The organism is Pseudomonas sp. Hp2 (assembly GCF_006386585.1).
GTDB lineage: Bacteria > Pseudomonadota > Gammaproteobacteria > Xanthomonadales > Xanthomonadaceae > Pseudomonas_S > Pseudomonas_S boreopolis.
The window spans coordinates 225199-240167 of sequence record NZ_VAHJ01000003.1; the positions used below are offsets into that span (position 1 = coordinate 225199).

The window sequence follows — 14969 nt, forward strand, 5'->3', positions numbered from 1 at the left end:
AATGCCGCTACCCCGTTTGGCCGTCCTCGCGCTGCTTTGCCTGTCCGCGGTTCCCGCGGCGGCCCAGACAGCATCTTCGACCGACTCCATTGGCGTAAGCGTGGAGGGCGCGGTCCGGGCGCCGGGGCTCTACAAGCTCCCGGCCAAAGCACGCATCGACCAGGCCATAGCCGCCGCCCGCCCCGGCGCCGATGCCTACGTGCTGGGCGCCGCGTTGCTGCGCCGGCAGGCGCTCACCGAACAGGTACGCCTGAAGGCCGGGCTGCAATACGACCTCAAGCAGTTGGCCAACAGTGGCGACAAAGCGATTTCCGACACTGCGGCCACCTTGTCGGCATGGCTGGAGTCGCTGCCGGTCACGGGCCGGGCGCCACGCCAATTGTTGGAGCTGCGATTGCTGCAGATCCAGCCCAAGTACAACCCGGTCGCCTTCGAGGGCGACCGGGTGATCTATCCGGTTCGCCCGACCCAGGTGCAGGTCGTCGGCGCAGTAGTCCAACCCTGCGCCTTGCAACACGTTCCCGAGCAGGACGTGCTCGCCTACCTGCGCGCATGCCCAGGCAACCCCGCAGCCGATCGCGATACCGCCTACATCGTCCAGCCCGACGGCAACGTCCAGGTCGCCGGCATCGCGCTCTGGAACCGCAGCCCGCCACAGCCGTTGGCGCCTGGCGCAATCCTCTACGTCCCGCTGACCGAGTACGCCACGCGTACCGTCGATCCCGAGTTCAACCGACAGTTCGCCGAGTTCCTCGCAACCCAAGTTCTGCCGGCGCCCGGAGCCAGCCTTTGATCCTGCAGCCTTCCCATCCGCACCGTCGAACCGGCATGCGCCTGGCGCGCCTGACCCTGAGCCTGCTGGCCATGGCCACGGCCACCGTCGTTCATGCGCAACAAGCTCCCGCGCCCACCGCAAGCGATTGGGGCGGCATCGGCCTGCTGCAGACGCCAACGGCCCGCATGGCCGATGAGGGCGAGATCGCCTTCACCGCCTCGCATACTTCGCCCTACAGCCGGTACAACCTGGTCATGCAGCCGTTTCCCTGGCTGGAGGGCGCGTTCCGCTACATCAACGTCAGCAATCGCCGTTATGGCCCCGAATCCCTCAGCGGCGACCAGAACTACAAGGACAAGTCGATCGACTTCAAGGTACGGCTCTGGCGGGAAAGCCGCTGGGTCCCCGAGATCGCCTTCGGCATGCGCGACGTGGGCGGCACCGGCCTGTTCTCCAGCGAGTACCTGGTCGCCAGCAAGCGTCTCGGCCCCATCGACGCGAGCCTGGGCCTGGCGACCGGCTACATCGGCAACCGCGGCGATTTCGGCAACCCGCTCGGCTGGATCGACGAGGATTTCAAGACCCGCCCGACCGCCACGGGAGAATGGGGCAACCTGAGCGGAAAGAGCATGTTCCACGGCCGCGTCGGCGTATTCGGCGGCATCGTGTACCAGACGCCCTGGGACCGCCTCCAGCTGAAACTCGAATACGACGGCAACGACTACAAGCACGAGCCGCAGAACAACAACCAGAAGCAGGACACGCCGCTCAACCTTGGTGCGGTGTTCATGCTCAACCGCAACATCCAGCTCGCTGCCGGCTGGGAACGCGGGAACACGGCCATGTTCGCGGTCACCTTCCGCAGCAACCCGGGTCATTCGCCGAGGGCCCCCAAGCCGCTGGACGTACCGCCCGAACCCCTGCAGCGCAGTGCGGCGGTCAGCAACCAGGCCCTGTCCGGGCGGCCGGCCATGCAGGCCTCCACCATCACCGCGACGTCCGCGCCCGACTGGGAAGACGTGGCCCGCCGGCTGCGCAACAACGCCGGCATACAGGTCGAGGAGATCTCGCGCCGGGGATCGGAACTGTTCGTCACCGGACAGCAGCTGCGATACTTCTACCCGGCACAAGGCCTGGGGCGCAGCGCACGCATCCTGGACAATGCCTCGCCCGCCGACATCGAGTGGTTCACCCTTATCGACAAGCGCCTGGGCATGCCCATCGCGGAAACCAGCATCAATCGCGAGAAGTTCGTCGATTACGCGGAACATCGCATCGACCTGGACCAACTCAAGTTGGGCACCGAACTCAACGCCCCGGCAGAGCGCAGCACTGACGTGCTTTATCGCGCCCCGCTCCGCCATTTCGGCGGCGGCTTCAACCTCAGCTACAACCAGAACCTGGGTGGCCCGGACGCCTTCATCCTGTACCGCATCTCCGCCAATTATTCGGCCAGTTGGTTCTTCAACCGCAACACCTGGCTGACCGGTACCGCCAGCGGCAACCTGCTCAACAACTACGACAAGTTCAAGTACGACGCCCCGAGCAAGCTGCCACGCGTCCGCACCGACTTGCGCCAGTACATGACGACCTCGGACGTCACCCTGCCCAACCTGCAGCTGACCACTGCCGGCAAGCTGGGCCGCGACCTGTATGGCATGGCCTACGCGGGATACCTGGAATGGATGTACGCCGGCGTGGGCGGCGAACTGCTGTACCGGCCGATGGGCGAACGCTGGGCCGTGAGCGCCAACATCAATCGCGTCAGGCAGCGCGACTACGACCAGCACTTCGGCCTGCGCGACTACAGTGTCACCACCGGACACACGACGCTCTACTATGCCTTCGGCCGCGAACACCGCGTGCTGGCCGCGCTCAGCGCGGGTCGTTACCTGGCAGGGGACTGGGGCGCCACGCTGGACGTGGCCCGCACCTTCTCCAATGGTGTGACGATGGGGGCGTACGCCACCAAGACCAACATCTCCTCGGAGGAGTTCGGCGAAGGCAGCTTCGACAAGGGCATCTACTTCTCGATCCCGTTCGACCTGGTCCTGCCCCGTTCGACCCGTTCCCGCGCTACCCTGATGTGGCAACCCCTGATTCGTGATGGCGGGTCCATGCTGGCTCGCAAGTATTCGTTGTATTCGCTTACGAGCGAGCGCGACGAGTGGTTCTTCTATGAGAATCTGGGCAAGATCGATAGATAACTGAAAATCAAACCAATGCCTGCTAATTCACGATTTTCTAGATAGGTATCAACCTGCATCCTCAAGGATTCGGCACGTGGTCAGTCGAGGCCAGGCGATAGCCAGCGATTACCTCAGCGAGAATGCATGATCCGCTTCGAAGTCGCTCCAATGACACACCTAAATATTGGGACATTAATCGCGACTTTATCTGGATTTCAGTGGTCATCATACTACGCGACTACACCTATTCCACAAGCTTAAGCAAACGCACCGAATCGGTCAGCGCAAGACGTACGGTTATCGCATTATTAGATCGTGATATGATGGAAACCGGCTCGTCTTTATCAAGCAATGGATCATAGAGTTTGACCTTAACACTTTGCCCACGCACTCCATTGATCTTGAAATCGAAACTTTCCGGCGGCAGATCAGTTGGAAATCCAAATGCCATCACGTACATTGGGATTACAAAGCGACTATCATCGATTTGATAAGGGAGGACTTGGACAAGATCCTGATGCGTCAGCGCCGCCTGCCCCTTATCGTATGTAATTGCGGCTTGGGAAGCCTGCACCGATGAATACTCGAAACCAAGCTGTCGTGGTGATCTAATTTCAGTAGCCCCCGAGAATTCACGCGTCATTCGCTTGAGCGAGGCGAGCACGATGGAATTCTGCAGGCTGCTCGCAGAAAGCAGGCCAAAGCCAGTATTGGCATCATCGTAGGCTTGATAGGTGTAGAAGCCCTTGATTCCCTTGTTCAGCCAGAAAACAGGTGCCCGTAATTCGAACTTGGCCTTCATGCGCTGTGCTTGGACACCATCGAGGCCAAAATCGGATGCGGCTTCACCGTGCTCAGTGATGTAGTGATCGAATGTCACCGAACGATTCGGCTTCTTCTCGCGCGCGATTGGATTGACCAGTCGAAACAGCGACTCTGTTTTCTGGAAAGTAGCGGTAATCCCTTCAGGAATCGCCAAACAGAAGTTCGGTACGAACGAGTCTGCGCTGTATTGCAGGCGGTTTTCCGCGGCTTTAGGCATACAGCTTGGGCCTGCGTTATATGGATGGTAACTCTGGCCCGCAATTCCGGGGGGCAATTCGGCTATCGGAGTATGGAAGAAAGTGATACTCGAAAATCCCCAGATGACTTTCACTCCTGGATGGCTTTTCCCGATTATGTCCACCGCATTGCTAGCCAGGATCCAGTCCGATCCGCCTCGGCGCAGGGGATCTTTCGGTGCTTTGGGGACGGCATTTCCGTCTGTGTAGTTGTTGATGTCCAGGAAGTTGGAACCAAAGCCAAGCTCGTTCCATATCTCGACGTCGAAATCATTGCTACCATAAGCCTTGGCAACCGCATCAACGGCCAGTGCGACGTATTTGTTCCAGCCTTCCATGGTCTCGTTGTACTGCGGAGTTCCCATCGGATAGAGGGGAAGGTACTTGAGCGTGCCGACAGTGATTTTGGCGCCAGCTGGCAAGGCATTGGCAAGAGGACGAGAGAGTTTGACAAGGCCGGATTTGTCCAGTGAAGTGAGCAACGGCCCTGCCTGCCTGGAAGTGGTGACCGACAGGATTTCGGTCTTCCAGGCGGGCATGTCGGAAAGATCATCGACAAGTTCGAGGTTCTTCGCACCCGCTGGCGCGGCTTGCTTCAACGTGACAGTGCGAATGTCCTTTATCGGGCAGGGCCGCAGATGATGTGCGTTGAGCAGAATCAATGGCCGCAGCTTGTGCGCACGGAAAGCGGCCATCGAGGCATTAAGTGCGGCCTGCTGATCGGGGGCAAAACCAGACTCATCCCATTTGACGGCGCCCCATTGCAACTCGTAGCGCACGCGGCTGAATCCGGCGTCTTGCAGCAGGCTGGCCATCGCGTCCGGAGTCATGCTCTGCGGCATGCTCCCCCACATGATGCCAAGTCCGCGCAGATAGTTCACGGCGGGGACCGTTTGCGCATAGGCTCGCCATGGCTGCATGGTCGCGGACCATTTCGGCATGGGGAGATCGAGCTGATCGGGAACGATGTAAGGGCGCAGACGACCAGAAGCATACTCCTGTGCGTGCGCAGTGGCGTTGCCAGACAACAAGAAATTCAGCTGAACTGCGGCCAGCAGGGCGGCACCCATGCATTGGCGCACAACGATAGAATTACGAGTCATCGCGAAATCCTCCGCCCCAAGGCGTTGGGATAAGGCCGCATGCTTGCTCTATGGCAAACTCGATGGAGCACCTGATGCATTGCGCGTCATCGACTTTACCGATGATCGGCCGGAAGCGGAACCATGACGAAGTCCGTCTGGTCATCTGCTCTTCATTTGCCCTACCCCACCCGGACTGCGTGTTGCTGACCAGCAGCGCGAGCGTGTGCGGCGATACCCCGGAGGGCCTGTTCGATGAAAGCACTCCGCCGCCGGCCAAGCCGGCAACTTCCTGACCCCGAAGCTGGTCGATCACCTCAAGCATGGCGTCGAAACGATCGAGCCTGGCACCCTCGATTTGGGGCGCGAACTCAATGACATGCCCATTGTCGGTTATTTGTTCCAGCGCCTGCCCGGAGTGCCGGCAGCTATCGTTGAGACGTCAATATCAGCTCCGGCCAGGCATGGTCGCTGCGCGGAGTGGGAGCAGCGCGCAAGAAATTGAGCGGCATGCCATCGAACTGTGGGGCATTCGGTCTTCGTGCGCACCCATAGCGTGAAGACGCTCAACCGCGACAACACGCGATTGCGCAAGCTGCTCGACGCCAGGAAAGCCGCCATCATTGCTCGAAATGCTGCTTTGGATGCTTTTCGATCAAGGCATGGCGCGCGGCGCGCGCATGACCCCAGCAATAACGGCGTCCACGCCCGCCAGACAAGCCCTTAGCGAGAATTTCCGATGCGCCTCGACCCTGCCGCGCTCTGCCAGCACCATGGCTCGATCGCGCACATCGAGGAGTTGCCGGACGGCGGCATGCAATGCTTGCGGATCGCCGGGAGGTACCAGCAGCCCGGTGTTGCCGTCATCGATGATCTCGTTGATGCCGCCGCCTTCGGTGGCGATCACAGGCTTACCCGAAAGCATGCCTTCGACCACCACGCGCCCGAAGGGTTCGGGAGTAATCGAAGTGTGCAGCACGATATCCACGCCAACCATCAGAGCGGGAATGTCGCGCCGGAAGCCGAGGAAATGGCAACGCTCTGATACGCCAAGGTCCATCGCAAGTCGCTTGAGCCTGGCTTCGTAGGCGTCCTCGCCGAACAGCGCACCGCCGACGAAGACTGCATGCACTTCAGGCAGATCGCGCATGGCCTCGACCAGCACGTGCTGCCCTTTCCATTCGGCCAAGCGACTGAATGCCCCGACCAGCGGCGCCGAGCCGCTGCGAAGTTCCCTGCGCAAGGCCTGTCTCGCTCCATCGCGATCAATGGCATCGAAAGGCGCAGGATCGATGCCGTTGTGAACCACGTGGACGGCGCAATTTCCGCCTGCGAAACGAAAGGCATCGGCGGTGGCTTGTGAATTGGCAATCACGCAAGTCGCAAAACGATTGGCCAGGGCGACGACAAGCCTACGCAAGCCGGGTGAGAAATGCGCGGCGGTAAGGATGTCCCGTAGATGCCAAACCAGCGGCTTGCGCGCAATGGCTGAGGCGAGCGCAGCAACGACGAAAGCCTTCTGCGTGTTAGCGTAAAGCAAGTCGTGCGAATGAGCCCGCCTGGCCAGACCCAACGCGTTTTTCAGTAGCGAAGGAATGGCGGAAAGCGCGTTGCTTAACCGACTGTCGCGCTCGACCCTGCCCGCCAACCCGAGTGCGAGCACCTCAACATCGACGCCGACTGCGCGTAGCTGTTCGCGGAATAAACCGTCGGACAGCAGAATGACTTTGCTATCCCGCGCGTGGTGGCGGGCGATGTCGAACAACGACAGTTCTGCCCCTCCCATTTCCCCACTTTGGTCGACGAAGAGGATGGATGCGTGTTGCATGTGATTGGGCATGTGAAGAGAGTCGAAATACAGGGAACTAAGGCAACGCTTGGACTATACTGTAGAGTAAAAGTACTTTCTCCCGAGGCTTCATGTCGAATACTCCCTTGAAGGATCGCGCGCTGCGAGTTCTCCTCATTACCCCAGATTACCCGCCAGCGCATGGGGGCATCCAGCGCCTCTTGCATCGCATCACCTTGGCCATGCCGCGTGCCGAAGTACGCGTGCTCACCCTGGATCATCCCGGTGCAGCAGTTTTCGACAGGAGCCAGCATCAGGTCATCACTCGCGTGCCTGTCATCAGCAAGCGGGCAGTCCTGCGTAATGTGCTGTTCAACGTTTCCGCGGTCCTGCGGGCGCCGGACTGGCGGCCCGACGTGATCCTCAATGGCCATGTCGTGTCTGGGCCTGCGGCGGCATGGCTGGCCAGGCGTTATCGCGCCGCGAACGTGCTTTACACCTATGGCAAGGAAGTCGCGGGTCGTCCCGGCATGACTGCCTGGACGATGCGCCGCTCCAATGCCGGTGTGGCCGTCAGCAAATTCACTCGCGGCCTGATGGTCGATGCTTGTAGTGGCCAATTGCCGGCACCGGTGTCGGTGATCCATCCGGGCGTGGAAGTGCCGCCCCGGGCGGGTAATAAGTCGGCACCGCGACCTACCGTCCTCACCACGGCACGCCTGCGCGATTGGTACAAGGGCCACGACAAGATCATCGAAGCCCTGCCCACCGTTCTCAAAGCAGTGCCGGATGTGCAATGGGTGGTGATCGGCGATGGCCGCATCAAGCCCGAACTTGAGGCCCGCGCATTGCAGCTTGGCCTGGGCGATACGGTAAAGTTCCTCGGTGCGGTCGATGATGCCGAGCGCGACCGTTGGCTGGATGCCGCGCACGTGTTCGCGATGCCAGCGCGCTACCCGAAGGATGAAATCGGCGGCGAAGGATTCGGGATTGTTTATATCGAGGCGGCTTCTTGGGGCTTGCCCGCTGTTGCAAGCAATATCGGGGCTCCATGTGAAGCTGTTGTCGATGGCAAGACCGGCTTGCTTGTCGATCCGGAAAACAGCACCGAGGTCGCACGAGCGTTAATCCGGTTGTTATCCGATTCTGATTTCGCCGAGGCCTTGGGTGTGCAAGCGCGTGAGCGCGTTGAACAAGAATTTCGCTGGGAGCAAGTCGGTGCACAACTGGAGATAGCACTTCGATCCGCTGTCGGGCGCCACAAAGGTAGGCAGCTTTGATTTGAGCCGGAAGGCACAACTGGTCGAAACGTGGATTCACTCGGCTCTCTCGCGTTTCGTGTGGAAAGAGCCTGATCATGATGCCGCAGGTTTCAGCCATGGATTGCGCGGTAGGTGTTTGAGCTTGGCGCACAGCAGGTAGGCGATCGCGATCAGGTTGTCGTTGGTGGCGTAGCCTTTGGCCCGGGCCTTGGCAGCCTGGATCTGCGCATTCATCGCCTCGACGAAGCCGTTGCTCAATCCACTGCGGAAGTGTTCGAGGATGCCGTGCCTGTGCTCGCGCAAGGTGGCACCCAGGCGCTTGAACGACGGCAGCCGGCAGCGACGCGCCCAACCGATCCAGCGATCCAGTTCGCGCCTGGCCTCCTCGTGCGCGCGAGCCACCGCGTAGAGGCTGCGCAGCGCCTCCTTCAAGCGCCACGCGCGGGCCGTCTTCAGGCTGCTGCGCTGCAGCCAGTGCAGGGTGCAGACCTGCTTGTGGCTCCAGCGCTGGGCGTCCTTGAGCAGCGCCCAGCGGCTGCCCTTCAACGCTGGCTCAACCTTGACCTCGGCCCGGCGCACTTCGTCCAGCGCCCGGCTGGCCAGGGCCACCACATGGAAGGGATCGAAGGTCAGCCGTGCGTTCGGGCAATGCGCGGCCGCGCCCGCCTGGAAGGCCTTGGACAAGTCCATGCTCAGGTCGCCGATCGCATTCGCATCACCGCCGTGCATCTTCAGATCGGCCACGAACGACTCGAAGGTCGCCGCATCGCGCCCGGGCGTGGCGAACAGCAACCGCCCCGCGTCTGCGTCATGGAACAGCGTGATGTAGCGCTGGCCGCGCCGGCTACTGGTCTCATCCACGCCGACGCGCCTGACCGCGCTGTAGTCCTCCCGTGCGCGTGCCCGGTCGACGTGATGACGCAGCACGCGCCAGATGCGGTCATCCGACACGCCTACCAGCCGCGCCACGTGCGCCACCGGCATCGCCTGGCACAGCGCGATCACGAAGGCCTCCATCACCAGCGAGAAGCCCGAGCCCGGACGCGCCCATGGCGGCTGGACCTGGCCGGTCTTGCCGCACGCCGTGCAGGCCACCCGCGGAAGACCGGCGTGGATGAAGGCCTTGAACTGGAAGAAGTGCAGGTGCTGCCAACGGCGCTCGATCCGGTCATGGATCGGCTGGTCCGCCGCTCCGCAGGCCGGACACCCCAGCCGCTGCGCTTGGCACTCGACGGCAAAGTGGATGGCGCCCTCAGGCCGCCGGAAATCCACCGAAGTCACCGCCCAAGGCGGACTCAGGCCCAGAGCCTGCGTGAAGAGAGGTTCCATCCAGCCACACTGCCGCACAGGCTCCGATCAAGCAAGGCACCTTCCACACGAAGCGCGATTGATCCATTCACTCGAATTCCGGCACGCAACCAGGCCCGCGTTGAACAGGATTATTTTTGATTCAAGCGTTCGGTAAAGACGCGGAGTCCCATCGCCGGGGAAAGCTGGCGCAACAAGCTTTCGTGTTCGGTACCTGGGAGCCTTCGGGTCATGATCAACAGCATTCCCAACCCAGACAGATAGGCGATCAGATTACCGGCGGCCGCGCCGATTCCGCCAAAGCAAGCCGCTCCAGCCGAGATCGCGATGATCTGGATAAACAGAACCGTCAGAGAGACGCGAAGCGAAACGTGCTCATACCCTGCTCGTTGGAAAATGCGGCCACCTGCATCCAAAAGAAACGAGCCGTACATTGACATGGCGAGTATACCGATTAACAGCCAACCCGGGCGATAATTTCCACCGTAGACAAGAGGTATCAGAAACGGCCCCGTCACGGCGATGCCAAGCGCTATGATTGCAGCGACCAGGCTGCTGACTTGAGTAAAGCGCGCCGAATTTTCTCCAGCATTGCGGGTCATGACCAGTGGCGTCAAGTTTGCTGTCAGTGAACTCCCTGCGGAACTCAGACTGATTGCAACCGAATAAATTCCAGCTTGAAAGCCACCGGCAATGACGCCTAACAAAATCAGATCAAGGCGGTAGCCGATGATGCGAATGGCGTGCGAGCCACCTAACGTAAACATCAATTTGAGCAGGCTGCGTCCATCTTCCTTGAAGGTCCCTCCAGTCCGGGTCCATGGCTTGGCAAGCATTAACCCGATCAGCCCTGCAATCATGCCGGCAATCCAGCTACCGGAGATAACTGTAAGAACGCCGGCCGAGCCTGTTTGCCAAATGATGATCAGAGCGATGGCCTGAACTATCACGGGCGACATGCGCAGCATAGTCGATGCTGTAAAGCGTTGGTCACCCAGCAACAAAAAATTGCACAGAGGACCAATGCAGCCAAGCAGCGGGATGGTGACAACAAAGAAAGTCAGCCAGCTACTGGGTTTGGTCAAAGTGTGCAGATAGATCAGCATAGGAACGGCAAATGCAACCGCGACTCCACTGCCCAATAACCATGCAGTTCTCACGGTGACGCCTGGCGCGTAGCCACGCTTAGGAGCAAGTATCTGGGTTTCGGCCGGGCCCGAACTACTGACTTGTGCAAGGGCGGCGGTCAACGCAAGAATCGCAGCAGTAATGCCACGGTCCTCTACTTTCAGCAATCGCGCAGTGAGGATGCCCGTCAGTATGGTGAGCAACAGCACCGCGCCACTTGATGCGACCGCCTGGCCACCGCTGGTACGCAAGAGAGCGAGCAAACCTTTCAAAAGATTGTTTCCACGGTTAGCGCTATCGAGTGCTCAATACATTTTCGTAGATGGATAGCAGTCGTTCCGGTGATCCCGCATAGGTTAGTTTGGTAACCACGATCTGAGCGCCGGCAATCTCCGCTGCGTCGATCAACGGCCCCTTTCTTATGCGTGATTCCACCTTGACGACGAAATCGTCCACCATCGCCAGTTGCAGCGGAGCGACGCCATTGGCTTGGCTATGAATGTATTCGCTGCCGGGGTTACGCAGGGCAACCACAGCTACCTCATGTGCCAGCGCCTCGACAATGGGGATGCCGAAGCCTTCGTAGCTGGAAGGCGAAACCAACAGCCATGCCGTCGAAAGGAGCATTGATACTTGCGTGTCAGAAAGGCCGCTGCGGTGTTCGACCCATGGTTCCCATCGGGCAGCATCATCCTGCGGGCCGATGACCACCAGTCTTGCGTCTGGATGGCCGTGTTCGCGCAAATGGGCAACGGCCTGCTGTGCCAGCCAGCCTTGTTTACGGCCACAGAAGCTGCCAATGAAAACAATCGTGGGTGACGTGGCGGGTTGCCTTGGCGCAACCGATGTGGTGCCGAGAAAAGGGGGAAACAGTTCTTCGCAATCGAACAGGTCGATGGTTTCCGGCGCGATGCCGAGGCGCGCCGAGGCACATCGCGCCGACCACAATTCCAACGCGCCCAAGATGTAGTGATTGGCACGGCGCAGGCCGCGCGAAGCTCGAGCTTCGCTCAGCGACGAACCGTAGAAGGTGCGGACGATAGGCACGCTGCCGCCAAGCAGGAAATCGTCGCCGTGGGCATGGATCACGTCCGGTCGTGTGGAGTGCACGGCGGCACGCGCGCGCACTGCCGATATATAATATCGACTGATGCGCCCATTGGGGGCAGGCAGCAGCACGTAATGAATGCCGGGGATGTGTTTGGCGCCCTCATAGGTTACTACAGTGAGGTCCACCAATCGTGCAGTGCGCCCGGCAAGACGCGCGGCATAACGTCCAACGCCTCCCGAATGATGACCCGTGCGGGGCCACTCCAATGCCAACCAAGTTACTCGCATGCTTACAACCTTGTTCGTTCAATGTTCCTGAATAATTTGAAATCTGGATAACGTGGATCAGACGAAAGCAATGCGCTTTCGATGCATTGTCTGCCATGAAGCATGGCAATGGATGAGAACACGAAGAACAACACACCCGTCGGTGCATAAAGAATGTTTGCGATCAGCAACTGGAAAATCAGCGCGAACGTGATAGCGATGGCCGTTTGTGCATGAATTCCATTATTGCGCTTCCTGAAACAAAAGTAAGCGACACCTAGCAGACAAAGAAAGAATGCAATTGAAGAAAGTCCGAATGTATAGATAAGGTCCAACAAGCCGCTATCCAGCGAACTGTAATCACTGGATGACAATTTTGATGCAGCGCCTGTACTGCCAAGTCCATTGCCGGACAGGGAGCCTGACGCGAATTGCGAGAACTGATCGTAGAGATTCGATCGTGACTGGAAACTAGCATCCTGACTGAGGTTATTGAAGGTCTGCAAGCGGGATTGAATCTGATTTGCGATGGGACCAATCAGCAGCAATGGCAAGGAAACGACTGCGAGCACCAAAGCCCCGAAGACATAGCGAATGCGGCGTTTCCACGATATTGCGAACAGGATGAAGACGAAACCCATCAGGAAGCACAGCCACGCTGATCGCACCAGCGACAGCATCAGTGCCGCAAGACCAACGGAAAACACGATGTTTTTGAAGATGCCCTGCTTGGGCAATATCGTAATTAGCCCTGCGGTAAGGAAGAGAGCGAACACGCCAGGAGAGTTCATGGTCGAGAACAGGCGAACATTGCCCGCTTCGGCGAAGCCAATGGCGCCCATTGCCGAGTTGGTCACCCAGTAATCGTCCCATGCTGGATAGAAGAAAAACTGGTAAAGGCCATAGACGCCGATGATGAGCACGCCCCATTCGAAAGCCTTGAATATTTGTGAGGTATTGACCTCAATCAGTTCCGGGTGGCTGAGGATATGCAAGGCTATAAAGATCGGCCCCAACCAGGTCAGCGCTGCGTAGGCAGCAGCGAACAAGCCGGATTGGAACAAGCCAATGACGAAACCCCACAGTACGATGGCAATGATCCCGAGGTAGGGCAGGACATAAGCCGAAATGCGCTTGCGCAGCAGTTTGGGTATCGACATAGCCGCAATGCAGCTGCCCAGGAAGGGCGCCAGCATCACCAAACTCTCGGCGTGGTAGGTGGTATTGAAATCGACCACGCGCCGTACGAGGGGCGTCAGCATCCACAACCACATGCAGAAGCCCAGATAGTGGGGCGATGAAACGCGAAATAAGTATAGGCCAAGGATAAATGCAAGTGGCAGGTAGACAAAATTAATAATCGCAGACAAGCCCATAAAGGACCCAGCAATGACGAACAGGAAGAACATGATCTGGACAAGCGGCAGTTTTCTCATAACCACCTTCCAGCTATGTCCGGCCTACTCTGCTTGGCAAGATCGTTGGCATGCATGCGTGCGTCATCTCCCCTGCAGCAATGCATGAACTTGAGCAAGGAAATTATTGCGAAAGGCCTCCCTAGAAAAGCGCATCGCATTGGCGCGACAGTTCTCCGGAAGGAAGACAGAATGGATAGCTTCGAAGCGGGCTATGGCCGCACAGATCGAATCCACCGTCTGTTCTCCGAAGAACAGGCCCGTAGGCGAACCACCATCGCCGATTATAGTCTCCAGTGCGCCACCACGACCGTAGGCTATAACAGGGGTGCCACATGCCTGCGCCTCCAGCGGTGCGATACCGAAATCCTCCTCCGCAGCGAACACGAAGGCCTTGGCACGACGCATATGGTCGAGCACCACTGCATCAGATTGGTAACCGAGCACACTCACGTTAGGGCCGGCCAGCGCTTTGACACGCTCCATATCCGGGCCATCACCGATGATGATCAGGTGCTTGTCCGGCATGCACGAGAATGCCTCAGCAATCAGTGGAATTTTCTTATAGGGCACCATGCGTGAGGCAGTCAGATAAAAATCTTCTTTTGCGCCCCCGGGGGTGAAACCCTTTACATCTACAGGGGGGTACACCACCTGCGATTCCCTGCCATAGATTTTGCGAATACGAGCACCGATGAAGCTAGAGATGGCGACATATTTGTCTACGTTCGCGGAGGTACGCACATCCCAGATACGGAAGTAGTGCAGCAAGAGGCGAGCAAGCCAGCTCCTCACGCCCGTCTCGATGCCCGCCTCCTTGAGGTAGGAGTGTTGCAGATCCCACGCATAGCGCGCCGGACTGTACACGTAAGCCAGGTGATATTGGTTCGGCGAAGTAATGACCCCCTTGGCCACACTTGATGAAGAGCTAATCACCAGATCATAAGTAGACAGATCCAATTGTTCGATGGCCAGAGGCATTAATAATAGATAGCTACGATATTTCTTTTTACCAAACGGCAGTTTCTGGATGAAAGTAGTCGTGGGGACCTTTCCCTTTAGGAAGGCGTTGTTGCTACTCTCTAAATCGTGGACCGTGCTAAAAATATCGGCTTGTGGAAAGAGATCAATGAGTTCCGCGAGCACTCGTTCAGCACCACCGTACACGACCAGCCAATCATGAACGATAGCAACTCTGAGCTTGGCAATGTCCATTACCTTTAGTCCGCTCCAAACAAATCAGGGCTATCGCAAGCGATGCAACTGGCCCCATAAGATTCATGCCAACCTAATACAACGAGACAATCAAAGCTCTGATTGCGAAAACAATCTGCAATTCCCCCACTCACATTAGGCCGATAAATACCGAACGCAACCATAGCTTGATGCTTAGCAAACAGCAACAATTTGGATATTTCGCATGTGGCAACAGCAACTGCAGTTTTCATGCTTTCAAGCCTACAAGATTCAAGTTAATCCTTATCACCAAGCATACTGACGCGCCGCGAACCCAACGGGATCGAGCGAGCTTGGTTTTATAGAGCTACAGCAGTTACGTTACCAACTGATACACAGAACGACAGCGACTTCTATACGCATCAAGGCGACAAGCCATCCGCCGAGGCATTTAGCATTATGCCGCA

General features: G+C 58.5%; 10 protein-coding genes and 1 pseudogene. 4 read left to right on the top strand and 7 right to left on the bottom strand.

All coding sequences use genetic code 11. The annotated features are described in order from the left end of the window. The first annotated feature begins 1 nt into the window (after position 1). Positions 2-793, top strand: coding sequence for a capsule biosynthesis GfcC family protein (locus tag FD678_RS10470; RefSeq protein ID WP_140722663.1), 792 nt, complete (start codon positions 2-4; stop codon positions 791-793). A gap of 35 nt (positions 794-828) precedes the next feature. Then, positions 829-2982 (top strand): YjbH domain-containing protein, encoded by a 2154-nt coding sequence (locus FD678_RS10475; RefSeq protein WP_140722666.1) that lies wholly within the window; start codon positions 829-831, stop codon positions 2980-2982. Between the two features lie 226 nt (positions 2983-3208). Here the strand turns inward: FD678_RS10475 and FD678_RS10480 are convergent, their stop codons facing one another. Continuing rightward, positions 3209-5128, bottom strand: a complete 1920-nt coding sequence (locus FD678_RS10480) for a hypothetical protein (RefSeq protein WP_140722670.1) — start codon at positions 5126-5128, stop codon at positions 3209-3211. A 50-nt stretch (positions 5129-5178) separates the two neighbouring features. On the opposite strand from FD678_RS10480, the gene FD678_RS20230 reads away from it, so the two are divergent. Continuing rightward, positions 5179-5403 carry a hypothetical protein gene (locus FD678_RS20230; RefSeq protein ID WP_177497732.1) on the top strand — a complete coding sequence of 75 codons (225 nt, stop codon included), beginning with the start codon at positions 5179-5181 and terminating at the stop codon, positions 5401-5403. A 359-nt stretch (positions 5404-5762) separates the two neighbouring features. On the opposite strand, the gene FD678_RS10485 is transcribed toward FD678_RS20230, so the two are convergent. Beyond that, entirely contained in the window at positions 5763-6935 is a 1173-nt protein-coding gene (locus tag FD678_RS10485; protein ID WP_140722673.1) for a glycosyltransferase family 4 protein, read from the bottom strand. 107 nt (positions 6936-7042) lie between these two features. Here FD678_RS10485 and FD678_RS10490 point away from each other — a divergent pair, with 107 nt between their 5' ends. After that, positions 7043-8176 (top strand): glycosyltransferase family 4 protein, encoded by a 1134-nt coding sequence (locus FD678_RS10490; RefSeq protein WP_177497734.1) that lies wholly within the window; start codon positions 7043-7045, stop codon positions 8174-8176. A gap of 75 nt (positions 8177-8251) precedes the next feature. On the opposite strand, the gene FD678_RS10495 is transcribed toward FD678_RS10490, so the two are convergent. From FD678_RS10495 to FD678_RS10515, 5 genes and pseudogenes are all read right to left on the bottom strand, one after another. Beyond that, complete coding sequence (locus tag FD678_RS10495; RefSeq protein ID WP_032972546.1) at positions 8252-9487, bottom strand: ISL3 family transposase; 1236 nt, start codon at positions 9485-9487, stop codon at positions 8252-8254. Positions 9488-9597: 110 nt separating this feature from the next. Then, on the bottom strand, positions 9598-10866 hold the full coding sequence (locus FD678_RS10500) for an oligosaccharide flippase family protein (RefSeq protein WP_140722679.1): 1269 nt from the start codon (positions 10864-10866) through the stop codon (positions 9598-9600). A gap of 22 nt (positions 10867-10888) precedes the next feature. Continuing rightward, on the bottom strand, positions 10889-11932 hold the full coding sequence (locus tag FD678_RS10505; protein WP_140722681.1) for a glycosyltransferase family 4 protein: 1044 nt from the start codon (positions 11930-11932) through the stop codon (positions 10889-10891). A 2-nt stretch (positions 11933-11934) separates the two neighbouring features. Further along, a complete protein-coding gene (locus FD678_RS10510; protein ID WP_140722683.1) occupies positions 11935-13347 on the bottom strand; it encodes an O-antigen ligase family protein in 1413 nt (470 codons plus the stop codon). Positions 13348-13434: 87 nt separating this feature from the next. Continuing rightward, positions 13435-14541, bottom strand: a pseudogene (locus FD678_RS10515) (glycosyltransferase family 4 protein); the annotation flags it as partial. Between the last annotated feature and the right edge of the window lie 428 nt (positions 14542-14969).

Bases quoted from the DNA above. Each gene is read 5' to 3' on its own strand.
- FD678_RS10475 (WP_140722666.1), top strand. From the start codon at position 829: ATGCGCCTGGCGCGCCTGACCCTGAGCCTGCTGGCCATGGCCACGGCC.
- FD678_RS10480 (WP_140722670.1), bottom strand. From the start codon at position 5,128: ATGACTCGTAATTCTATCGTTGTGCGCCAATGCATGGGTGCCGCCCTG.
- FD678_RS20230 (WP_177497732.1), top strand. From the start codon at position 5,179: ATGGCAAACTCGATGGAGCACCTGATGCATTGCGCGTCATCGACTTTA.
- FD678_RS10485 (WP_140722673.1), bottom strand. From the start codon at position 6,935: ATGCAACACGCATCCATCCTCTTCGTCGACCAAAGTGGGGAAATGGGA.
- FD678_RS10510 (WP_140722683.1), bottom strand. From the start codon at position 13,347: ATGAGAAAACTGCCGCTTGTCCAGATCATGTTCTTCCTGTTCGTCATT.
- FD678_RS10505 (WP_140722681.1), bottom strand. From the start codon at position 11,932: ATGCGAGTAACTTGGTTGGCATTGGAGTGGCCCCGCACGGGTCATCAT.
- FD678_RS10470 (WP_140722663.1), top strand. From the start codon at position 2: ATGCCGCTACCCCGTTTGGCCGTCCTCGCGCTGCTTTGCCTGTCCGCG.
- FD678_RS10495 (WP_032972546.1), bottom strand. From the start codon at position 9,487: ATGGAACCTCTCTTCACGCAGGCTCTGGGCCTGAGTCCGCCTTGGGCG.